Raw genomic sequence first — 22,840 nt, forward strand, 5'->3', positions numbered from 1 at the left:
CACTTGTTTTCGTTGATATGTTAATTTTAAGAATCATTATAAAGTAGCACCAATTAATTAAAATATAAAGAAGCCTTTAATGACTCAGCCTAATACTAGTATTTCTAATTCTGAACCCAATACCTTGAACAGCAATATTGATTCTAAAATAAAAAATTCTGAACAGCTTCCTGTGGTATGGGTGAGAACTTTCGATGAACTTGAAAGTTGTCTTGATGATTTAGAAACCTGTCAGCGCGTTGCTTTAGACACTGAGTTTATTAAACGTAATACCTATTTTCCCATATTATCATTAGTGCAGATCAACACAGGTAACACCATATATTTAATAGATGCACCCAAACTTGACTTATCTCAGTTGTGGGTAGTCCTCGAGGATTTGCCTTTAATGATATGGCATGCGTGCGGTGAAGATTTGGGTATTTTTTACTTATTATCTGACAGTCCTGCGCTAACCAATGTTTTTGATACGCAGATTGCATTGTCATATCTGACGGGACAACTGCAAATGGGGTATCAGCAAGCGCTTAATACACAGCTTGATATTCACGTTGAAAAAGGCGAAAGTCAGTCTGATTGGTTGGCGCGTCCTCTTACTGATAATCAAGAGAGTTACGCTATTGATGATGTCCGCTATTTACTAGATTTGTATGATATTTTAAAGCAACAGCTCAATCAGCAACACCTTATGGATAAGGTGATAGAAGACTGTCAACTTTATGCAAAGGAGCTGTATGAAGCCGCCTCCATCGAAGATGATGCTACCTATTTGGCTATGGCCGATTTTCGCTATAGCGGTAAGCAGCTTGCGATATTACAAGCAGTATCAAGCTGGCGTGAAGCATTAGCGCGCGCAACCAATCAACCCAAAACTTTTATTCTAAAAAAACAGGCTTTAAGAGACATCGTTTTAGAACAGCCTGCAACCATGAAACAATTAACACAAAAAACGACCATAAATCGCAGTATTGCGAACCTCTATGGTGAGGAGCTACTCAATGTTATTGATAACGCTAGTAACTCAACTACAGATGAACAGCCTGCTCTTATAATTCCTCCTTATCGTTCAAAAGATAAAACAGTGACTAAAGCTGTTCAAAAAGTCATTCAATCATATGAAGAAAATACGGGTGTACCGGCTAACGTGCTCATGCGTAAAAAATGGCTCACACGTTTGTATGAAATAGTAGCCTTTGATTTACCGCTTGAGAGTTTGCCAGAGGGCTTAAAAGGGTGGCGATACCACTGGGTTGTTAAAACCTTAATACCTTTATTAACTAAGTATAAGCAAACCCTTTTAGACGGGATGAAAAGAAGGGCTGAATATTAAAGACATTTACGTCATAAATTTTATATAACTTGTTTTATATGACTTCAGGACAAATCTAATAGCAAATAAACTTGCTAATAGAGGATTTAAATGGCTATTGGTCGTGATTAAAATTACCGTTCTTTAAAAAATATAGTGTCTGCTTAGCGACTTCTTTGTTGACCAACAATCCAGTATGAGAGACTGCCATAGTGATATGATCAGCCGCTTCAGGTAATTTGGTCTCAGCAATATAAACAGTACCATCATGCGATCTTTCATAGTCAGAATGCTTGGATTTTTTACTGTGATAATTGAGTACTAGTTGCCCCAGTCCTCGTGGCACATTACCTGCTATGACGCCTAACTTAATATTCTCTTGTAGGGGTAAAGCGTGTCCATCCAGCGCTTTATCGTATGCACCGCCAATTAATGGGGCGATTAATCGCTTGCCATAATCTGCCGTTATACTACCTAAGTGAGGCGTTCCTAAAGTAACACAATTAGCGATTTGCCAGTTTGGATAGCGGTGTATAAAGTTGCGAATTACCAAACCTCCCAAACTATGACCCACAAGATGTATGGGTTTTTTAGGTGGATGATTACGTTTCAACCATTCATTTAACCTGTCACTATGTTTATCAATATCGTCTTTTAAACTACGATAATTATGTTGATGAGTTATAAAACCTTGTTGTCTAAAGTATTTTGCCAAAGGATACATCGTCCATGCATTTTGATGTAAGCCATGTATAAGAACAACGAAGGGTTTGTCTGAGTGTTTATCCATATTCTTCTATCTTTTATGACACTTATAATGAGTGAAATATTCTTTGAGTCATCAAAGCTATCGTTAACTTTTATCGCCTTTAAAGCAATGATATCGTTAGTTTAAATTGGTTGACTTAAGCTTAAATTCTTTAACGACGACGTAATTGTTTGACCCTAACCGTTATTTAAAATAATAGGCCCTTTATTTTGATTAAAAGGCCTATTGAAGTTATAAGTTTACTAAAGCGCTTATAAGTCATATCGACTATTATTTAAGCCTAGAACATATATAAACCTAGAACATATACAAGCCTAAAACAGCTTACATATAGTTTTCAATACTAGGGCAGCTACACATTAGGTTTTTATCCCCAAAGACATCATCTACACGTCCAACCGATGGCCAGAATTTATGCTCACGAATATAATCGAGAGGGAATGCGGCAGTATCCCGACTATAAAGATGTGACCAATCTTGTTTAGTAATGACAAATGCCGTATGCGGTGCGTTTACGACTGGATTGTCTTCAAGTGTCCATCCATCCGTACCATCTTTAACCTTCATCGCTTCTTGCTTGATGGATTTTAAAGCAGCGATAAAACGGTCTAGTTCATGCTTAGCTTCAGACTCAGTAGGTTCTATCATCAACGTGCCTGCTACAGGGAAGCTCATGGTAGGGGCATGGAATCCATAATCCATCAAGCGTTTGGCAATATCAGCTTCGGTAATACCAGTTTCAGCTTTAAGTGGACGTATATCAATAATACATTCGTGAGCTACTCGGCCATTTTTACCAGTATATAAAACAGGATAGTCATCTTTTAGCTGGCTTGCGATATAGTTAGCATGCAATAAAGCGGCTTTGGTCGCTTTTAGCAAACCATCGCGCCCCATCATCGTTATATACATCCAAGAGATAGGTAGAATGCTTGCTGACCCATAAGGCGCAGCTGAAACGGCTGAGGTCTCTTTAGGGGCATTAAATACAGGTACAACACTGTGACTTGATTTAAATGGCGCAAGATGAGCTTTCATACCTATTGGGCCCATACCAGGACCCCCGCCGCCATGCGGGATACAGAATGTTTTATGTAAGTTCATATGCAGTACATCAGCGCCAACTTCAGCAGGCTGCATGATGCCTACTTGAGCATTCATATTGGCGCCATCCATATAGACCTGACCGCCATGTTTATGAATAAGATCACAAATATCACGAATACCAGCTTCGAATACCCCATGAGTAGATGGGTAAGTGACCATTAACGCACCGAGGTTTTCGCTATGCTCTTCACACTTAGACTTAAGGTCGTCAATATCGACGTTACCACTTTCATCAGTATCAACGACGACAACCTTCATGCCCATCATTTGAGCAGTAGCAGGGTTTGTACCGTGAGCAGATTTTGGTATCAAGCAAACATGACGATCAGGCTGACCAATGGACTCATGATAGCGGCGTATGGCTAATAAACCAGCGTATTCACCAGATGCCCCCGAATTTGGTTGCATTGATATATCATCAAAGCCCGTAATCGCTTTTAATTGATCTTGCAGGCTATCAATCATATCAAGATAGCCAGTCACTTGATCATGCGGGGCAAAAGGATGCACATTTGCAAATTCATTCCACGTAATTGGCAGCATTTCACTGGTGGCGTTTAACTTCATCGTACAACTGCCAAGCGAGATCATGCTACGGTTCATCGCCAGATCTTTATCTTCTAACTTTTTAAGATAACGTAGCATTTCATGTTCGGTATGGTGCGAGTTAAATACTGGATGCGTTAAGATTTTGTCTTTACGCAATATGTCATCATTAAGCGAAATGTTGGCATCATTCGGGATAGACTGAGCTTTATTAACAAATAACTGGGTAAGAATCTCAAAATCAGTCGCATCACTGATCTCTGAGAATGAGACAGACAGTTTGGTCGCACCCTCACGCCATAAGTTATAACCCACATTTTCTGCATTTTCAAAGATTTGAGTGGCCAGCTTTTCTGACCCACACTCTACTAGAACCGTATCAAAAAACTGATCGTGGACTATGTTTAAGTCTTGATTTTCTGTATTTTTATTTGCCGCAATAATAACATGGCTAAAAGCAGTCGCCATTGCATGAATACGGGTAGCAATACGTTTTAGACCTTCTGGACCATGATAAACTGCGTACATGCCAGCCAAATTAGCTAAGAGAACTTGGGAGGTACAAATATTTGAATTGGCTTTTTCACGGCGGATGTGCTGCTCACGGGTTTGTAATGCCATACGTAACGCTGTATTACCTTGAGCATCCCTAGATACCCCAATGATACGTCCAGGAGCCGAACGTTTGGCTTTATCAGTAAAAGCAAAGTAAGCGGCATGCGGCCCGCCAAATCCCATAGGAATGCCAAAACGCTGAGTACTACCCAGTGCGATATCTGCACCCATATCAGCAGGTGATTTTAGTAGAACTAAACTCATGATATCGCTAACAACTAACGCGTAAGTTTTATTCTCTTTTACAGCAGCAATAACCTCAGTTAGATCGGTAACATCGCCTTCTCGTCCAACGTATTGGAACAACGCGCCAAAAAAATCACCAGACTTAGCAGTTTCAAAGTCACCAACAACCACTTCCCATCCGAAATATTCAGCTCGGGTTTTTATGACATCTAATGTCTGAGGATAGACACGCTCATCAACAAAGAATTGGTTTGATTTACTTTTGCTGACTCGCTTGGCCATTGCCATGCCTTCAGCAGCAGCAGTGGCTTCATCAAGTAAAGACGCACCTGCCAATTCAAGACCAGTCAAATCAATACAAACTTGTTGAAAGTTTAATAATGCTTCAAGACGGCCTTGAGAGATTTCAGCTTGATAAGGGGTGTAAGCGGTATACCAGCCGGGGTTTTCAAGCACATTGCGCTGTATAACGGCAGGCATACGTACAGGGGAATAGCCTTGACCTATATAGCTTTTGTTAACGGTAATGTCATCTGCCATCGTACGAAGCTTAGCAAGGGCATTATGTTCACTGGTGGCTAATGGCAAATCTAGTTCACGATTCATACGCACAGCTTCAGGGACAGTGTCTGCCATAAAGCTATCCATATCCTTATAGCCAACCGCTTCTAACATTTCAGCTTGTTGCTGAGCATCTGAACCTAAGTGTCTCGCCACAAAACGAGCTTCATCAAAAAGCCCATCAAAAGATAAGCCATTACTGGTATTGGTCGAAATTTTTGAAGTCATGGTTTTCCTTTGCATCAAATAAGTATGGGTTCAAGCTATTGTCACGCAAGTGCTGTACACACTTGGTGACTTTGAAGTAAACATTAAAGTAACTTACAAATATCGATAGAGCCAATATGAAATTCTTTTCAAAAGCTAGTTGTTATAAACTGGTTGTCAAAAGCTGGTTGTCAATAGTATTGCTGTCAAAAGCCGTTTATTGTACGTCCTTCTTTTAGACGTATTACCGTATTAAACCGACTTTACAAATAGGTCGTAATCAAATCTAAACTGACTATGATAAATACCTCTTTCTGCTCTCTCTCCAGCACCAATCATCATAACGACATGATGATGATCACTTAAGTTTAGTAATCGCTTTAAGGCAGGCTCGTCAAATCCGCCCATAGGGCAGCTATCAAAACCATGTGCACGAAGTGCTAACATTAGATTTTCAGCAGCGAGTGCGGTATTATTCATAGCCCAATTTTTAACATCATCAAAGGTATAATACGGCGTTTTAACCGGGCCTTTAAATTGTCGAACGGCTTTGGTTAAGCCCCATTTGGCTGCAGATATAACGTTTCCAGGGCCTCTTATAAAATCTAGGGGCACTACTTTTCCATAGTAGTCACGCACTTTTTTGGGTGCCTTACCATCTGGGAACTGTTCAATATTCTTTTTGGCCATTTCCGGCCACGTATCTGATCTTGCAACAATAGCAATCAATTTATTAGCAGTTCGCGCAGCATTTTGATTCATACAAATTTTATTCGCTTGACGGCGTTTGGCAGGCGTTTCAATAATATAAAATTCCCATGGCTGTAGATTGCTTGAGTTTGGAGCCAACATCGCTAGACGCAAACAGTCGCGCATTACTTCATCAGGTATGGGTGTGTCGGTGAACTTTCGCACCGAACGACGAGATTCTACAACTTCTGTAAAAGCGGCTAAGTTTTTATCAGATTTAACTGAATCTTTATCTGTTTGACCCTTATTAATATCATTATTATCTTGTGTTTCATTTTGTGCCGCACTTCGTGTATTGTCTTGAACATCAGCTTGAGCCTTAGTGACACTTCCTTGATCTTTATTTGACATAATTTATTTTTCCCTAAAATTAAAAATTTCGTGCGTAAATAAGGTTTAAAGCTTTCATTTTTTATTGATTGTAAAGTGTCATCCCGACGCTGGAACAACACTTTGGTAAAATAGTTATAAGACTTAGCTATATAATGTCTAGGTTTGAACGGTAGAGATAAACTTCAATAATTAAGAGTTATAGCTCTGCTTGATACTCATCAGCAGTCAATAACGCTTCGTAGTCATCAATACTATCTGGCTTAACGCGGTACATCCATCCATCACCGTAAGGGTCGGTATTAATGACTTCAGGATCGTCTTCAAGCGCTTCATTAATAGCAACGACTTCGCCTGTTAGTGGAGCGTAGACATCTGAAGCAGCTTTTACAGATTCGACAACAGCGACTTCATCGTCCACGACAACGGTATCACCGATATCAGGCAACTCAACATAGACGATATCACCAAGTGCTTCTTGAGCATGGTCTGTAATGCCGATGGTAATAGAACCGTCGTCCTCTAAACGTAGCCATTCATGACTGGCGACATACTTTAACTCTGATGGAACGTTACTCATAATTTTCTCCACTTAAATATTATTATTGAGGTTGTGTACTAATAAATCTACACAACAGGTTGGTTCATTTGATGATACTAATGGTAATGGTACTGAATTTGATTTTTAAAAAGTGCTTTTAAATAAGCTGCTTTTAACAAATTGGTTTAAAAACTACGTTATCTATCCGGCTCACTAAAATTTATATCATACCCGTCATTTTTAAACATGTATTTCTAATAGGAGCCAGATACCAAATAAATCTAAACGATATCGATGTATTATGCTACATAAACTGTTGAACGATATAAAGTATCGTACTGTATATAAGGATTATTTGGACATGTAAACATTAGCGTATATAAAGGTTACTAGGGTCTGTTGAACATTCAAATATTAGGACTGCTGATAGCTAAAAATGTTCCAAACTGTGTCTAATTTAAAGCTAATATATCTATATTATCTGCTAAATTATCTTTGTTTGAGGAAATCTATCTAATATATTTGCCACATAACCCAATTGAAAACACGTCCTAGTCGAATTGCTTTTTGCCATTACGGACGAAAGGCAGTTTTACCAGACGTAGCTCAACAAACTTACCCTTACCGCGCAAATCGACCTTGATATCGTCTTCAGCACTCACACTAGTAGGGACGCGTGCAATGGCTATAGACTGCTTTAGGGTAGGTGAGAAGGTGCCGCTAGTAATCACGCCTGTGGCTTCATCAGCAGTATCTTGATTGATGACAACCGTCATTCCTTCACGTAATACGCCACGAGTTTCGAGCAGTAGCCCAACTTGTTTCATCGCTTTACCGGTATCTTTGGCTTCTCTACGTTTTGAAACTAAAGCTTCACGTCCTACAAAATCACGGTCATCTTTTAATGCAAGCGTCCAGCCCATGTTGCATTCGTAAGGGCTGATAGACTCATCCATATCATGTCCATAAAGGTTCATACCCGCTTCCATACGCAGCGTATCTCGAGCGCCAAGTCCAGCTGGCTTCACACCATTTTGCACCAATAGACTAAAGAAGTCTTGTGCTTGATCACCAGGCATAATGACTTCGACGCCATCTTCACCTGTGTAGCCTGTGCGTGCTACAAACCAATCATCGCCTTCAATAGAGGATAGATCAGCACCTACAAAGGGCTTTAAGCCTTCAAGCGTCTCTGCCCACAGTGGCTTAGCTTGTGCTAATTTTGAAATAGCATTAGGTCCTTGAATAGCTAACATAGCCAATTCTGGACGCTCGGTCAAAGTAACTTTGAAATCTTGCGCGAGTTTATTAAACTGCTGCAAGTCTTTATCTCGAGTAGCCGCATTCGAAACAATACGGTATTGAGTTTCATCTCCATTCATCAAATAGACAATGAGGTCATCAATAATACCGCCATTTTCATTAAGCATGCCTGAATACAAAGCTTTACCAGCGTTTTTAAGTTTTGCTACATCATTTGCTAGTAGCTTTTGTAACCAAGCTTTTGCATCAATACCTTTAATATCAGTCACAATCATATGTGACACATCAAACATACCTGCGTCAGTACGTACAGCTTCATGTTCATCTATCTGTGAACCATAATGAATAGGTAATTCCCAACCTGAGAAATCAACTATCTTGCCGTTATTGTCTACATGAGACTGATATAGGGGAGTACGTTTTAAAGTTGTCATGACAAATCCTTGTGATATGTACGCAAGTTAAAGGGAGTAGATAGTTAAATTGAATATCAGATATATGTCTGTTAAGCCATCCAATAATTTTATATTCAGCACTTATTTATTTATCAGTTGTTTAATTATAAATAGTCTATTTATCGGTTGTTTATTTAGTGGTTTTTTATTTAATGCATGCAATAAACAGACCTTAAAGTCGTTAAAAAAAGTTTTTATAAGAAATTTTTTTAATAAAAACTGTGTATTAAAACTTTCATAAAAAAAGGGCAAGTAAATTAATAAGCATATTTAACCCAAACTATCAAAATGCTATAGGTCATTTTGATAGAATTAAAAGTGCTCTTTAATTTACTTGCCCCATCTGTCCTGTTACCTGAGATTTTCGGTGAAGTGTGTATGTAACACCAAGTTGAACCGCTAAATAGAAAAATTCCTATCGTTTAGCGCTAACAATCACCTTTTCCCCTTCGGTGGGTAGATGTCTAAACAATCGCGTAACTATAACGTTGGATCATTTAAGACTATGTACCACTCTCCAGATTTGTCATATATATTAATAGGTATTAGCAGGTTATAACGAGTATCTAAATTATTTCTATTTAAAGCGTTAAAACCATCTAATATGTGTTTAATATCAACGAAAGTGAATACGAAAGTCTAATTATTACTAATTGAGAAATAATCTTTACCAGTATTCGACACAACGTTTAATGAGTTAATCAGTCCATTTACCTGAGCGATTGGCAGGGTGCTTACGCCTTCGGTGGCAGTCTACTATAGTTGAAGTTATCAAAAACTAACGACATGTATATTACTGCGCTCTCCTGAGAAACGCTCTTATTATGAAAGGTAGTGGCAAATTTTACAAGTGATGAATATTTAAATGACGTAAGTGTTTATTTAGTCAGCTTAATCAGCGGTTTATATTCATCAGACTTTACTTATAGATTAATTAATTTAGCCAATATTATTTGCCACTATCATTATTATCAATACATAAGGTTACATTGAGTTTACAGACTAATCAGTTATCATAGGAATAATTAGCTAACCAATTTGTTAGCTAAAAATTTTGTTAAAAATAAAGTTAATTAAATAATAATTGAAGGTGATTATTAATGCATTGTGATATTTATAAATTTCCTAAGCATACAGAGATGTACGTATATATTGCTCGACCTGACTATCCAGATGATACCGATGAGATTCGTGATTGGTTGGGTGTCTTACCCAAAGAGTTACGTCAAAGTTTAGGTGAGGGGAAGTTCTTAATGCATCTTGATTTAGAAGACACTAAAAAGCTTGCCAGAGTTGATAAAGATGAAGTCATTGAAAAGTTAAAATCGCAAGGATATTTTGTACAAACTCCGCCGTCGGATGTGTTGTTGGCTCAAGCTAACGCACGTCTTAAAGAAGGTCAAGATAAACGTTATGATTAACTGATACGGCTTATCGTTTATGATTCGTCTGGTAGCTGATAAGATTAGTAGTTACATGGCTGGTAGTTGATATGGCTGGTAGTTGATAAGGCTAAAAGTAAATAGAGGAAACGGGTAGTAACACTGAAAGTTATAATATTTAATTCATTCGTCTATTTATTTGGTTCAGGCTCATATCGTTTGCTTTAAAATTCTACGACTCATGGTAGAATATCAACCCAAAGATTTAAGTCGTTTGTAAAGCTTGAACACCTTAAATTATTTCATTCAAAAATATTATCTTTAAAAAGTAGGTTGAGCACTGCATGGACTGGTTGAAAAGTTTACTTTCTAAATTGCCACTTGAAAATATCAGTGATGCTTTGGCTTCTGTCATATTTTGGTGGAGTCAGATGGTTGCAGATGTAGCGCCAGATATGCTGCCTTTGTATGCTTATGTTGGCTTCTCTATTGCAGTATTAATTTTATGGCTGTTTGTCGTTAAAGTCCTGCCTGCACCTTTAGGGGGTATGAGCTGGCTTGCAATATTTGCGATTTTGCTAACGCCTAGTACGGCTGTTGGTGATTCTGCTGAAATTGCACCGGCTAGTATTGGTGTGGTGTACGGGATAATAATGGGCAAACCTGATGTGGCCATTCAAAATCTATTGCCTATAATGGTGGTATTTGCGTCAGGCTTAGTACTTGGGTTTATTTGGCAAGTGATAAGAAGTATTATTGATAGAAGCTCTGACAAGTCAGAAGCACGCGCCGTAATTCAAGAACAAAATCAAGTACAACTTGCTGCTGCAAACTACGCCAACGTGGTTCACGCGGATGACATTGATTACGATTCTGATGCCAATCAAAAAGCTATCAAAAAAGAAGATTTAAATAAAGAGCCTGTTAATAAAGAGCCTGATAATAAAGAGCCAGTTAATAAAGAAGCTGTAAAACTTGAGGTTAATAATAAACCCTCTACCGACCCTAAGCCTGATACTCAAGTCATCGATATTGCGCCTAATACATCCTCTACTATAGTTCAAGATAGCTCGATTACGCGAAATAACCATGTAAAGCCTAGCCCAGACACAAATGCTCACCCTAATAATATCCAAGATAATAAGGGTTACGATAACAAGGTTTAGAATATAAGGGTTGGGATAGTAAGGGTTGGGTTAATAAGGTCTATAATGATAGTGATTTGAAAACAGAGTTAAGTGTTTATTTACAAGCGCTCATTAAAATTTGGTTATATAGTCAGCTAAATACTAATCGGTTACGGTGTTAACCTTTAAGCTTACTATAGTAGTAATTGCATTCGGTTGCCTTGTAACCATTTTAGATTTATTTGAATTTAAGTGCTTACATCTAACAGAATATATGCCATCGTCACTTATAGAGCCATAAGTTCAAACTAAACCAAATCCTCGAAGTTATAAACCCTAAATAACTACTACATAAATAACTACTAATAAATATTATCGATATAAGTTTTTGGTCAACACTCCTAATTTTTTTTAATACTTAAAAATTAACGCCATAAGACACACCAATCAATTTATCTATTACTTAACATCCGTTTCATCCACTTTAGTGAGAAATCAATTATGACGCCATCTAATAATGCGAATCAAAACCAATTTACGAGTACGCAAAGCTACATTGCTACTGAAGATTTACAATTGGCAGTGAATGCCGCGATGACCCTACAAAAGCCATTATTGATTAAAGGTGAGCCTGGGACTGGTAAAACCCTATTAGCAGAAGAGGTTGCCGAAAGCTTGGGTATGCCACTGATTACATGGCACATTAAATCAACCACGAAGGCTGAACAGGGTTTGTACGAGTATGATGCCGTATCACGATTACGTGATTCTCAATTGGGTGACGATAAAGTATATGATATTGGCAATTATATTAAACCCGGTAAATTGTGGGAAGCTTTTACTGCTGATAAGCGCTGTGTCCTATTGATTGATGAAATCGACAAAGCGGATATAGAGTTTCCAAATGATCTGCTACACGAGCTTGATAAGATGTCTTTTTATGTTTATGAAACAGGCGAGACCATAACCGCCGATAAGCGACCTGTGGTGATTATTACTTCTAATAATGAAAAAGAGCTGCCAGACGCCTTTTTACGCCGCTGCTTCTTCCATTACATTGACTTTCCAGATGAAAGCACGATGCGTCAAATTGTTGAGGTTCATTTTCCTAACATACAAGAAAAACTGATCAATGATGCATTAGATGTCTTTTATAAGTTACGCGGTCTGCAAGGTCTCAAAAAACCACCTTCAACGTCAGAACTAGTTGATTGGTTAACGCTTTTATTAGCTGATGACATGGCTCAAGATGAATTGGAAGAGAACCTTCGCGGCGAGAAGTCTATTCCGCCATTATATGGGGCACTGCTCAAAAATGAAGCTGATATAACGCTGTTGCAGCGTTTTGCAAATATGATGAGCCGATAAGTACGTTGGGTAAGTACGTTAGTCGCTGAGACGATACTTAATAATATTAAGTGCTAGTAGTTGATATAAATAATGGTGGATGTTAGTAGTTGTGGGTGTTAGTAGTGGCTTAGTCATATCTGACTTATCTATTACCTCACATGATGAATAGGACTTAAAATGTATGCAACCTGTCATACGTTTTAAGCAATAAAGGTCAAGTTAATATGTTTGTAAAACTTTTTTATACCTTACGTACTTATGGTGTGCCGGTGAGTACTCGTGAGTTATTAGACCTTAATGCCGCGCTTGATAAAGGTTTAATGCGTCAGCCTCATCCTGAATTGTCAAAGCTATATCCAGAAGACAAAGATCTTTGGTATTTTGCAAGCCGTGAAGACATGTACCGTTTGATTAGATTATGCATGGTCAAGGACGAGCGACATTTTGATAAGTTTGACCGAGCGATGGCTGACTACTTTGAAGGTATTGATAGCCTTGATATAGACGAATTGATGTCAAAACTAACTGACATTCCGCAAGAATGGCTTGACCTTAAACTTGATCCGAAAAACTTAACGGAAGAGCAGCGCCGCTTATTAAATAAATACGGTTCGTTAGAAGAACTTATGAAAGCGTTAGATGAGCGTCTAAAAGAACAAAAAGAGCGTCATCAAGGTGGCAGTAAGTGGGTTGGAACCGGAGGCACGTCGCCATTTGGAGCCTATGGAGACCATCCTGAAGGCGTGAGAGTAGGGGGCGAGTCTCGTAAACGTAGTGCGGTCAAAGTTTGGGAGCAGCGTAAATACAAAGATTTGGATGATGATAAGCAGCTTGGCACACGTCAGCTACAACTGGCCTTACGCAATTTGCGACAATTTGCACGAACAGGCAGTGCAGATGAGCTCAATATCAATGAGACCATCAAGCGTACGGCAAATAAAGGCATTCTCGATATCTATATGCAGCCTGAACGTCGTAATCGTGCAAAGGTTTTGATGCTGTTTGATATTGGGGGGAGTATGGATATGCACATCGAAGCCTTAGAAAGACTCTTCTCTGCCGCCAAAAACGAATTTAAGACGCTTGAATTTTTTTATTTCCATAATTGTTTGTACGATTATGTGTGGAAAAATAACCAGCGTCGTCATGCCGAACGTACCTCGACAATGGAGCTATTACAAAAGTATGGGAGAGAATATCGCGTTATTTTTGTTGGTGATGCCTCCATGTCGCCTTATGAGCTATATTCGGTAGGGGGCAGTGTCGAATATATGAATGCTGAACCGGGCGCAGTATGGCTAAAAAGACTACTTGCTCATTTCGACAAAGTCGCTTGGCTTAATCCTGAAGATCAAGCTTACTGGCCCTATACGCACACTATAGGCGAAATTAAAAAAATTATGGACGGGCATATGTATCCAATGACGCTTCATGGCGTTGAAGACATGACCTCATATTTAGCTAGATAATCGCTTATCATAAAATGACATAGCTATTTACTTATGCGACAATTATTCATATCTTCCATGTTAATAGGACTGCTAGGGCTCACAGGTGTGGGGTGTAGTGATAATTTTATTACTCGTAATGGCAATGATACCAATAGTGATAACAACAGCGCGCCAAACTCAGCATTTATAGAAGAAGAGATATATCAATTACTGCCAGGCATGTGCTTTGATGACGCAAGCAAAAATAATGTAATTGTTGAAAGCAACCAAAATATATCAGTAACCAGTATTCCAATTTTATCTTGTTTAAAACCACATGATAATGAGATATTTTATACTTTCAACTTAGCAGATACTAAAGACTATACTGAGACACAAGCGCTGCTTGAAAGTATGGCTGAAAAGTGTATTGAACATTATGAGCCCTATATTGGTGTTCCATATTACAAATCATATTATGAGTTATCGTATTTGAAACCGACCACTGAAAGCTGGAAAGAGAGTGATAGAGAGGTGGTATGCTATGTCTACGATCCATATGATAAAAAACTTACCCAGCCGCTAAGACATATCAAGAAATAATCTTTATTGATAATAACAATCAAAAATAAAGCCCATTTTATTAAATGGGCTTTATGCTTTTTTACTTATAAGTTATATGATTTATACCATAACACGAATCGCTCAAGTTTAACTTAAAATCAAGCTGTCATCTTCTACCTTTTCACCACGGGTTTTCTCGAACATATCTAACAAATCATGTACCGTCATGCCTTTGCGTTTGTCGCCTTCAACATCCAAAACGACTTGGCCTTGATGCAACATAATCGTACGGTCACCATGAGCAAGTGCTTGTTGCATAGAGTGCGTCACCATCATAGTAGTTAGATTATTATCTGTCACAATTTTGTCTGTAAGCTCTAATACGAAGGCGGCTGTTTTAGGGTCTAACGCTGCGGTATGCTCGTCCAGCAGTAAGATCTTTGATGGTTGTAAAGATGCCATCAGTAGACTTACTGCTTGGCGTTGTCCGCCTGATAACAATCCCATTCTATCACTAAGGCGGTTTTCCAAACCAAGCTTTAGTATTGATAACTTCTCTTTAAACAAATCGCGGTTTTGACTATTTAATGCAAATTTAAGTCCACGTTTGCTACCGCGTTTATAAGCCAGTGCTAGATTTTCTTCAATGGTTAATGCTTCACACGTGCCAGCCATAGGGTCCTGAAACACACGGGCTACCCAGTGCGCACGCTGATGCGCAGATTTCTTTGTCACATCAATCCCATTTAATAGAACAGAGCCGCTATCAACGCGGGTAGTACCACTGACTGCATTTAAAAATGTTGATTTACCTGCACCATTCGTACCAATAACGGTAACAAACTCTCCTTCAGAGATATTCAAACTTATACCGCGTAAGGCTGGGTTTTCAATAGGCGTACCTCGATTGAATGTTAATCGTAGGTCATTAGCTTGCATCATAAATGTTATCCTTATTATCTCAGCCCAATTCAATAAATCATTCTTTCAACAAATCTTATGGCACAAATACAAAATATGGACTAAGTACGGCGTGAAGACATAATTTTTGACTTAATAGAGGGCAGTTGTAGTGCTATAACGACTAATAGTGCGGTAATCAAGTTCAAATCTTGCGAGCCAAACCCTATACTGCGTAATGTGTCACTAGATAACGCAACTTGAATAAACAGCTTGTAAATAACCGCGCCTAATATAACGGCAAATGTTATCAGCCATATACGTTTGGCAGGGATAATGGTTTCGCCAATAATAACAGCCGCCAAACCAATGACGATTGTACCAATACCAATTGAGATATCAGCACCGCCCTGAGTTTGTACAAATAAAGCACCGCCAAGCGCGATGAGCGCATTAGAGATAGCCATACCTACAACAGTCATGACGGAGGTATTAATTCCTTGCGCTTGAGCCATTTTTAAATTAGAACCTGTAGCGCGCATTGATAGACCCGACTCGGTATTGAAAAACCAATCAAGCACTAGCTTTGCAATAACAACCACAACACCAACGATAACGCAGCGCATCCAGTAGCCATTTTCATTAGTAACTAAGGTACTAAATACAGTTTCTTCACCAAGCAGCGGTAAGTTTGGTGCGCCCATAATGCGTAGATTTACGGAGTATAAAGCCACCATTACCAGAATACTGGCTAATAATTGTAAGATACCAAGTTTGACATGAAGCCATGCCGTGACCACACCTGCAGCCGCACCCGCTAGCATTCCTAGTCCACAGGCAACCCATGGGTCTATACCCGACACAATAGAGATACCAGCCACAGCGCCACCTAATGGAAAGCTACCATCAGCGGTTAAGTCAGGAAAATCAAGAATACGAAATGAGAGAAGAACGCCTAAGGCTACTAGCGCGTATATTAGACCACTTTCAAGAGCACCAAAAAAAGCAATGAGAGACATAAGAGAGGTAAAGACCGCTTAGTGTTTAGCAAGCTGACTGAATAAAATACTATGAGTAGAAGATACTTCTTATTGCTAATTATATCTAATTTATAAACAGTTCTATTTTATAAACAGTTCTAATTAATAGCTACTTCGATAGTACGATGTCAGACAGTAAGCCAAAGTGGATTTAACAGATTAATCAATCTGCACTTATAGTAAACCTGTGAGCATTATGTATAGTTAAAGAAATCTAAAATAGTAACAAGACAACCGAATGCAAGTACTACTATAGTAGGGCGAGCGAGGTTAACACCGTAACCGTTTAGTATTTCGCTGACTATATATGCAATATAAATGTTGTCTTCATAGTACCCAAAAAAACAAGTTAAAGCCTATTTAAAATAGGGGGTATTTTAGCAAACTATTTTAAAATTAAACAATATAAAAAGAGCACACGATAGTCGTCATGTGCTCTTTTAAAGAAATTAAAACTTATGTATTAAAAGAATTAGTATCTATCTATAACGTTATCTATAACGCTTTCAATAGCACATAGAGGGTTGCTATCGAATAATCTTGTGGATTCTTTATTCGATTACTTCTTTGGCATTGTCTAGAACTTCTTGAGGTATGGTAATCCCTTGTTCTTCAGCATGCTTAGGACTAACATACAGGTCAAGTGAGCTAGCTGTGTATACAGGAATGCTACCTGCTTCTTCACCATTTAATATACGAGCGACCAATTTACCCGTTTCACGTCCTAAATCGTGGTAGTTCACCCCAAGGGCGGCAACTGCACCACGCTCTACTGAACTCGTATCAGATGCAACTAATGGCACCTTACTTTCATTCGCCACTTGATATAATGACTCATAAGCAGAAACAACGTTATTATCGGTAGAGGTATAAATCACATCGACTTTATCTGCAATACTACGAGCAGCCATGGCAATGTCATTGCTTTTTTGCGCAGGTGCAGAATGAACAGTGATGCCCATAGGCTCAAGTTGAGATTCAAGATTTTTTAGTACAATTGTTGAATTAACTTCACCTGGGCTGTAAACATATCCAACATTTTTAAGATCAGGTATCAATTGATTCATAAGCTCAATCTGTGGAGCATAAGGCAGGGCATCTGATGAGCCAGTCACATTTGTACCAGAACCTTCTGTACTATCCAATAGCTTAGCTTCAACCGGATCGGTGACGGCAGAGAATACTAATGGGATAGACGTCGTTGCAGCAGCAACTGATTGTGCAGAGGGGGTTGCAATTGCGACGATAACGTCTGGGTTATCTCCAACAAACTGTTTGGCTATCTGTCCAGCTGTTGCGGTATTACCTTGAGCGCTTTGAAAATTAATATTTAAATTCTCACCTTCTTTAAAGCCTTGTTCTGCAAGCTCTTCAATAACTCCTTTACGAACATCGTCTAATGCAGGATGTTCAACGATGGCGGTAATCGCTACTTCTTTAACATCTACGGCGTCTTCAGCAGTACTCGTATCGGTAGCCTGTTCATTACAACCTGTTAATATTGCGGTTGCAACACCTGCCCACATGAATGATTTTATAAAACGGTTTGGGTTATACATCGATTTTCTCTCCTAAATAAAAATACTCAATAATAATTTTAAATTAACTATTATTAAAAGTTTTGCTTATGTAATAAACGCTGTAGTCAAAGCTGTAGTATGCGCGTCATTCCCTAAAGTTTTTTAACTGGATTGTTTATACTGGACTTATTGTAGAATGCTATGGAATGGTAGATTTTGTTTCATCAACATTGTTGGCATCTTTCATAATAGACTCGTCTAAAGTAACACCCTGCTGTTTTGCATGTTTTGGACTGGCATATAAAGTTAATGTATTCATTATTGAAGGCTCAATATCTGTGATGGCCTCACCATTTAGTACGCGGTAGACCATTTTGCCAGTCACACGTCCAAAGTCATAGTCATTAACACCTAGAGCCGCTGTAGCACCACGTCGAACACTAAATTCATCCGAAGTGATGACTGGAATTTTCATTTCATTTGCAGCGCCCGCCAGGCTTTCAAAGGCGGATATCACGTTGTTATCAAGTGAGGTATAGATCACATCAGCTCGACCCTGTAAGCTACGAGCTGCCATAGCTACGTCAGTCGGGCGGTTAGCCGTCACATCCAAGATTTCTAAACCCCGTGCAGGAGCAGCTTCTTGTAGCTGTTTTAATACAGCAACCGAATTGGCTTCTCCCGGGCTATATACGTAACCTATAGTCTTAGCATCTGGTACGATTTTTTGGATTAAATCTAGTGGTGGATCAATAGGTAACTGGCTTGATAGCCCTGTAACATTGGACTGAATGGGGTCATTATTCTCATCTATTAATTTAGCAGCAAGGGGGTCTGATATGGCGGTGTAGATGACGGGTATATCAGAGGTTGAAGCCACAATGCTTTGAGCAGAAGGAGTTGATATTGCTACAATAACGTCAGGTCTATCGCCTACGAATTGTTTAGCAATTTGTCCTGCTGTTGCTGTGTTACCTTGAGCAGTTTGAAAGTTAATGTTTAAGTTATCATTTTCAACATAATTATTTGCAGCAAGCTCTTCAATAATACCCCGGCGTATTTCATCTAATGAGGGGTGCTCAACAATTTGGGTGATAGCGACTGTTTTGGTTTCGAGCTTCGTATCTTCTGTGGTGTCATCTACTTGGATAGTATTGTCACAACCGGTTATCCCTAATCCAAATGCCATTAATCCAGCGACTAAATAGCTAGATTTAATAGATTTAGGTTTATTGCAATTAAGTTTATGAGTATTAGGTTTACTACAATGTATTGATGAAAGAATAGGTTTCGATTGAAAGATAGATGGTAAGAAAGTAGTCATTAACATAGTTCTTATCACTCAAGTCATAAATAGGATATGTAAGCTTATATTACGATAATGTAACATAACTTTTTATACAATTGAGATTTAAATTAAAGTTTTGATAATAAAACCCCTTTAATAAACGCCATAACTAAATAGAGCTACTGTATATACAGTAGCTCTAATATCAGATTAAACAAACCATACAATTAAGATGAATTTAAATTAAGACGTACTTGGGCTGAAAACCTACTATTAACTAAGTTTGAATTATAAACTTAGAGATTCACAAAATTTAAGCCAATTTATCACCCACTTGGCACGCGTCAGGTAGCGTTATAACGACCAACTCAGTTTTAGGATCTCCAGAAGATAAAATCATACCCTCAGAAACCCCAAATTTCATTTTCCGCGGTGCTAGATTAGTAACGCAGATGACTTTTTTATCTCTAAGCTGATCAGGCTCATAGAATTTACGAATACCACTAAATACATTGATAGGCGCACCTTTACCAATATCTAAAGTAAACTGAAGCAGTTTATCAGCGCCCTCAACATAATTGCATTCAAGCACTTTAGCAACCGTCATTTCAACTTTAGTAAAATCATCGAATTCAATTTGATTTGTCCCATCCATTGATTTAGCAGAATCAGATTTAGCAGAATCAGTTTGGTTAGCACCTGACTTAACAACTGGCGCTATCGCCGCTAAGTCCTGTTTGGATTCTTCCACCATAGCATCAATTTGGGATTGCTCAATACGCTGCATCAAGGGTTTGAATTTATTGATCTTATGAGTTAAAAGCAGCTCATGACGACTTGCAAAGCTTAAATCATCGATGTTCAAAAATGTTTTGGCGTTTTGTGTTAGCTCAGGCAGTACAGGGGCTAAATACACCATTAATTGGCGGAAGATATTAATAGCAACCGAACAAACCTCTTGTACTTCTTGCTCCTTGCCGTCTTCTTTAGCCATTGCCCAAGGTTTTTTGCTATCTATATATTCATTGGCTTTGTCAGCGCACTGCATTATAAGGCGCATGGCACGACTAAACTCACGGTTTTCATAAGCTGCTGCAATGTCTTCACCTGTTCGGATAATACCGTTAACTAACTCAGGCTCAGCGCAGCTTTCTGATAACATGCCATCGTATTTTTTAACAATAAAACCGGCACTACGACTGGCAATGTTAACGACTTTGCCGACCATATCTGAATTAACCTTTTGCATAAAGTCTGTAAAATCAAGGTTAATATCTTCTACTTTGTCGCTAAGTTTGCTTGCAAAATAATATCTTAAATATTCGGGATGAAGGTGTTTTGCAAACGTTTCTGCTTGAATAAATGTACCGCGTGATTTGCTCATTTTGTCGCCATTAACCATCAAAAACCCGTGCGCAAAAACGCCAGTGGGCGTACGGAACTGAGCACCTGAAAGCATCGCCGGCCAGAATAAGGCATGGAAATATACTATATCTTTACCAATAAAGTGATAAAGCTCTGTTTTATGCTGATTTTCTTCTAACCAATAATCATCAAAGTTAAGTTTAGGTAGCTGCGGGTCATTAGCATCGTTTCGTTTGTCACATAGGTTTTTGAAACTGGCCATGTAACCTACGGGTGCGTCAAGCCAGACGTAAAAATACTTATCGGGCTCATCAGCAGGCGTATCAGGTATTTTAAAACCAAAATATGGCGCATCTCGAGAAATATCCCAGTTGGCTAGACCCGCTTCGAACCATTCTTGAAGCTTGTTAGACACCGAAGGTTGTAAACGTTCATCATCTTTAGTCCACTGGCGTAAGAAACTTTCAAATTCTGGTAAGTTGAAGAAATAGTGTTTTGAAGTTTTTAAAATAGGCGCTGAGCCTGACAGCGTTGAGTATGGGTCTTTTAGTTCAGTAGCGTTATAGGTTGTACCGCAAACTTCACAATTATCGCCGTATTGATCCTGAGCGGCGCATTCAGGGCATTCGCCTTTTACAAACCGATCTGCTAAAAATATCTTTCTTTCGGGGTCAAAAAGCTGTTCAACATCTTGAGTCGATATATGACCTTCTGCATTTAAACGACGATAAATAAGCTCAGAAAACTCACGGTTTTCTTCTGAATGCGTGGTGTGATAATTATCAAAATTAATCAGAAATTTACTAAAATCAGCTTCATGCGAAGCTTTGACATCTGCAATGAGCTCTTCTGGTGTGATGTCATTTGATTCTGCTTTTAACATAATGGCAGTGCCATGCGCATCGTCGGCACAAACATACGTAACTTGGTGACCCTGAGCCTTCATCGCGCGTACCCAGACATCAGTTTGAATATATTCAACTAAATGACCTAAATGAATAGGTCCATTTGCATAAGGTAAGGCACTGGTAACTAAAATTTGACGCACAAAATCACCTATTTAATTTATTAGTTTTTAAAAGTAATTAAAATATTCTATGTGCGCCTATGATAACTCATATGGCATAAAAATGTGAATAAACCCTGTTTAAAAAGGGCTTATTGCTTATTGAGCAGGATAGAGTGTTTGAATTGGGTTTTTTAAAAATTTTAGGTTTTGAATAAAGTTATAGAGTAAAGGGGACGAGCATGCGTACCGTTTAAAGCGCTCTTTGAATTGTTGATGATGGTTATGTCAAATACTATTAAAACTTAAGGATCAAGCAGATAAAACTTAAGGGTCAAGCAGATTTTAACCATATATTAATGCAGTTTACAGATGTACTTTTATGATGAGTCGTACTATAGTTGGTATCTCATAGGATTAAACTTTTATGTAGTCATCGGCTATAAAGTTAACTTATTCCTATTAATTGAATATTGATTCAAACAAGGAGAGAATAATGGGTCAATCAAAAGTGTATGATACTGCAGAATCAGCGCTAAAAGATGTTATTAAAGACCATCAGACTTTAGCCATTGGAGGGTTTGGATTATGTGGTATTCCAGAAGCTTTGATTTTGGCATTACGAGACAGTGGTGTAAAAGAACTAACTTGCATTAGTAATAACGCAGGTGTAGATGATTTTGGTTTAGGGCTACTGCTACAAACTCGTCAAATCAAAAAAATGATCTCATCTTATGTGGGAGAGAACAAAGAGTTTGAACGTCAGTATCTTGGTGGAGAGCTTGAGGTGGAGCTGACACCTCAAGGGACGTTGGCTGAGAAGCTGCGTTCAGGAGGAGCAGGCATCCCAGCTTTTTATACCGCTACTGGAGTGGGTACACAAATTGCTGAAGGTAAAGAAGTTAGAGAATTTGATGGGCGGACTTATGTCCTTGAACATTCACTGACTGCTGATGTGGCATTGGTTAAAGCACAAAAGGCAGATAAATCGGGTAATTTGATTTTTAATAAAACAGCCCGTAATTTCAATCCAGATTGTGCAATGGCTGGCAAGTATACTATTGCTGAGGTTGAAGAAATCGTCGATATTGGTGAGCTTGATCCAGATGAGATTCATCTACCAGGAATATTTGTGCAAAGATTAGTACTTAATGCTCATCCTGAGAAGCGTATTGAGAAAGTGACTGTTAAAGCGTAGTACTGAATAAACAGTAGCGCTAAATATACAG

At 38.6% G+C, this 22,840-nt stretch carries 17 protein-coding genes and 2 riboswitches; of the genes, 7 read left to right on the forward strand and 10 right to left on the reverse strand.

Going from position 1 to position 22,840, the window contains the following annotated elements; all coding sequences use genetic code 11:
* The first annotated feature begins 79 nt into the window (after window positions 1-79).
* Entirely contained in the window at window positions 80-1,330 is a 1,251-nt protein-coding gene (locus AC2SLP_RS01415; protein ID WP_486534847.1) for a ribonuclease D, read from the forward strand.
* A 94-nt stretch (window positions 1,331-1,424) separates the two neighbouring features.
* Here AC2SLP_RS01415 and AC2SLP_RS01420 read toward each other — a convergent pair whose 3' ends face one another.
* From AC2SLP_RS01420 to gcvT, 5 genes are all read right to left on the reverse strand, one after another.
* Complete coding sequence (locus AC2SLP_RS01420; RefSeq protein ID WP_486534848.1) at window positions 1,425-2,099, reverse strand: alpha/beta fold hydrolase; 675 nt, start codon at window positions 2,097-2,099, stop codon at window positions 1,425-1,427.
* Between the two features lie 303 nt (window positions 2,100-2,402).
* Window positions 2,403-5,321, reverse strand: a complete 2,919-nt coding sequence (gene gcvP, locus AC2SLP_RS01425; protein WP_486534849.1) for an aminomethyl-transferring glycine dehydrogenase — start codon at window positions 5,319-5,321, stop codon at window positions 2,403-2,405.
* Window positions 5,322-5,552: 231 nt separating this feature from the next.
* The gene (locus AC2SLP_RS01430) at window positions 5,553-6,401 is read right to left on the reverse strand and encodes a nitroreductase family protein (protein ID WP_486534850.1); all 849 of its coding nucleotides are present in this window, start codon (window positions 6,399-6,401) and stop codon (window positions 5,553-5,555) included.
* A gap of 178 nt (window positions 6,402-6,579) precedes the next feature.
* On the reverse strand, window positions 6,580-6,960 hold the full coding sequence (gene gcvH / locus AC2SLP_RS01435; protein WP_486534851.1) for a glycine cleavage system protein GcvH: 381 nt from the start codon (window positions 6,958-6,960) through the stop codon (window positions 6,580-6,582).
* 512 nt (window positions 6,961-7,472) lie between these two features.
* Window positions 7,473-8,618 (reverse strand): glycine cleavage system aminomethyltransferase GcvT, encoded by a 1,146-nt coding sequence (gcvT, locus tag AC2SLP_RS01440; protein WP_486534852.1) that lies wholly within the window; start codon window positions 8,616-8,618, stop codon window positions 7,473-7,475.
* Window positions 8,619-8,972: 354 nt separating this feature from the next.
* Window positions 8,973-9,170, reverse strand: a riboswitch (glycine riboswitch).
* Window positions 9,171-9,331: 161 nt separating this feature from the next.
* A riboswitch (glycine riboswitch) is annotated at window positions 9,332-9,458 on the reverse strand.
* Window positions 9,459-9,739: 281 nt separating this feature from the next.
* Here gcvT and AC2SLP_RS01445 point away from each other — a divergent pair.
* From AC2SLP_RS01445 to AC2SLP_RS01465, 5 genes are all read left to right on the forward strand, one after another.
* Entirely contained in the window at window positions 9,740-10,060 is a 321-nt protein-coding gene (locus tag AC2SLP_RS01445; protein WP_486534853.1) for a YcgL domain-containing protein, read from the forward strand.
* Between the two features lie 305 nt (window positions 10,061-10,365).
* Window positions 10,366-11,187 carry a DMT family transporter gene (locus AC2SLP_RS01450; RefSeq protein ID WP_486534854.1) on the forward strand — a complete coding sequence of 274 codons (822 nt, stop codon included), beginning with the start codon at window positions 10,366-10,368 and terminating at the stop codon, window positions 11,185-11,187.
* Between the two features lie 462 nt (window positions 11,188-11,649).
* Entirely contained in the window at window positions 11,650-12,516 is an 867-nt protein-coding gene (locus tag AC2SLP_RS01455) for an AAA family ATPase (protein ID WP_486534855.1), read from the forward strand.
* Window positions 12,517-12,722: 206 nt separating this feature from the next.
* Window positions 12,723-13,967, forward strand: a complete 1,245-nt coding sequence (locus AC2SLP_RS01460) for a vWA domain-containing protein (RefSeq protein WP_486534856.1) — start codon at window positions 12,723-12,725, stop codon at window positions 13,965-13,967.
* Between the two features lie 33 nt (window positions 13,968-14,000).
* Entirely contained in the window at window positions 14,001-14,531 is a 531-nt protein-coding gene (locus AC2SLP_RS01465; protein ID WP_486534857.1) for a septum formation family protein, read from the forward strand.
* A 108-nt stretch (window positions 14,532-14,639) separates the two neighbouring features.
* Here the strand turns inward: AC2SLP_RS01465 and AC2SLP_RS01470 are convergent, their stop codons facing one another.
* The 5 genes from AC2SLP_RS01470 to metG all read right to left on the reverse strand — a co-directional run bounded on the left by AC2SLP_RS01470 (window position 14,640) and on the right by metG (window position 21,653).
* Window positions 14,640-15,434, reverse strand: a complete 795-nt coding sequence (locus AC2SLP_RS01470; protein ID WP_486534858.1) for an ABC transporter ATP-binding protein — start codon at window positions 15,432-15,434, stop codon at window positions 14,640-14,642.
* Between the two features lie 80 nt (window positions 15,435-15,514).
* Window positions 15,515-16,411, reverse strand: a complete 897-nt coding sequence (locus AC2SLP_RS01475; protein ID WP_486534859.1) for an ABC transporter permease — start codon at window positions 16,409-16,411, stop codon at window positions 15,515-15,517.
* 572 nt (window positions 16,412-16,983) lie between these two features.
* The gene (locus AC2SLP_RS01480) at window positions 16,984-17,991 is read right to left on the reverse strand and encodes an ABC transporter substrate-binding protein (protein WP_486534860.1); all 1,008 of its coding nucleotides are present in this window, start codon (window positions 17,989-17,991) and stop codon (window positions 16,984-16,986) included.
* A gap of 160 nt (window positions 17,992-18,151) precedes the next feature.
* On the reverse strand, window positions 18,152-19,141 hold the full coding sequence (locus tag AC2SLP_RS01485) for an ABC transporter substrate-binding protein (RefSeq protein ID WP_486534861.1): 990 nt from the start codon (window positions 19,139-19,141) through the stop codon (window positions 18,152-18,154).
* A 412-nt stretch (window positions 19,142-19,553) separates the two neighbouring features.
* Window positions 19,554-21,653, reverse strand: a complete 2,100-nt coding sequence (gene metG / locus AC2SLP_RS01490) for a methionine--tRNA ligase (protein ID WP_486534862.1) — start codon at window positions 21,651-21,653, stop codon at window positions 19,554-19,556.
* Between the two features lie 454 nt (window positions 21,654-22,107).
* On the opposite strand from metG, the gene AC2SLP_RS01495 reads away from it, so the two are divergent.
* The gene (locus AC2SLP_RS01495) at window positions 22,108-22,809 is read left to right on the forward strand and encodes a CoA transferase subunit A (RefSeq protein WP_486534863.1); all 702 of its coding nucleotides are present in this window, start codon (window positions 22,108-22,110) and stop codon (window positions 22,807-22,809) included.
* Window positions 22,810-22,840 lie beyond the last annotated feature (31 nt).

This window comes from Psychrobacter sp. CX21 (assembly GCF_057396255.1).

What these genes read in the sequence shown, in the direction of transcription:
- gcvH (WP_486534851.1), bottom strand. Translation starts at nt 6,960, where the DNA reads ATGAGTAACGTTCCATCAGAGTTAAAGTATGTCGCCAGTCATGAATGG.
- AC2SLP_RS01475 (WP_486534859.1), bottom strand. Translation starts at nt 16,411, where the DNA reads ATGTCTCTCATTGCTTTTTTTGGTGCTCTTGAAAGTGGTCTAATATAC.
- AC2SLP_RS01450 (WP_486534854.1), top strand. Translation starts at nt 10,366, where the DNA reads ATGGACTGGTTGAAAAGTTTACTTTCTAAATTGCCACTTGAAAATATC.
- AC2SLP_RS01445 (WP_486534853.1), top strand. Translation starts at nt 9,740, where the DNA reads ATGCATTGTGATATTTATAAATTTCCTAAGCATACAGAGATGTACGTA.
- AC2SLP_RS01420 (WP_486534848.1), bottom strand. Translation starts at nt 2,099, where the DNA reads ATGGATAAACACTCAGACAAACCCTTCGTTGTTCTTATACATGGCTTA.
- AC2SLP_RS01470 (WP_486534858.1), bottom strand. Translation starts at nt 15,434, where the DNA reads ATGATGCAAGCTAATGACCTACGATTAACATTCAATCGAGGTACGCCT.
- AC2SLP_RS01480 (WP_486534860.1), bottom strand. Translation starts at nt 17,991, where the DNA reads ATGTATAACCCAAACCGTTTTATAAAATCATTCATGTGGGCAGGTGTT.
- AC2SLP_RS01455 (WP_486534855.1), top strand. Translation starts at nt 11,650, where the DNA reads ATGACGCCATCTAATAATGCGAATCAAAACCAATTTACGAGTACGCAA.
- gcvT (WP_486534852.1), bottom strand. Translation starts at nt 8,618, where the DNA reads ATGACAACTTTAAAACGTACTCCCCTATATCAGTCTCATGTAGACAAT.
- AC2SLP_RS01415 (WP_486534847.1), top strand. Translation starts at nt 80, where the DNA reads ATGACTCAGCCTAATACTAGTATTTCTAATTCTGAACCCAATACCTTG.
- AC2SLP_RS01495 (WP_486534863.1), top strand. Translation starts at nt 22,108, where the DNA reads ATGGGTCAATCAAAAGTGTATGATACTGCAGAATCAGCGCTAAAAGAT.
- gcvP (WP_486534849.1), bottom strand. Translation starts at nt 5,321, where the DNA reads ATGACTTCAAAAATTTCGACCAATACCAGTAATGGCTTATCTTTTGAT.
- AC2SLP_RS01460 (WP_486534856.1), top strand. Translation starts at nt 12,723, where the DNA reads ATGTTTGTAAAACTTTTTTATACCTTACGTACTTATGGTGTGCCGGTG.
- AC2SLP_RS01465 (WP_486534857.1), top strand. Translation starts at nt 14,001, where the DNA reads ATGCGACAATTATTCATATCTTCCATGTTAATAGGACTGCTAGGGCTC.
- AC2SLP_RS01430 (WP_486534850.1), bottom strand. Translation starts at nt 6,401, where the DNA reads ATGTCAAATAAAGATCAAGGAAGTGTCACTAAGGCTCAAGCTGATGTT.
- AC2SLP_RS01485 (WP_486534861.1), bottom strand. Translation starts at nt 19,141, where the DNA reads ATGGCATTTGGATTAGGGATAACCGGTTGTGACAATACTATCCAAGTA.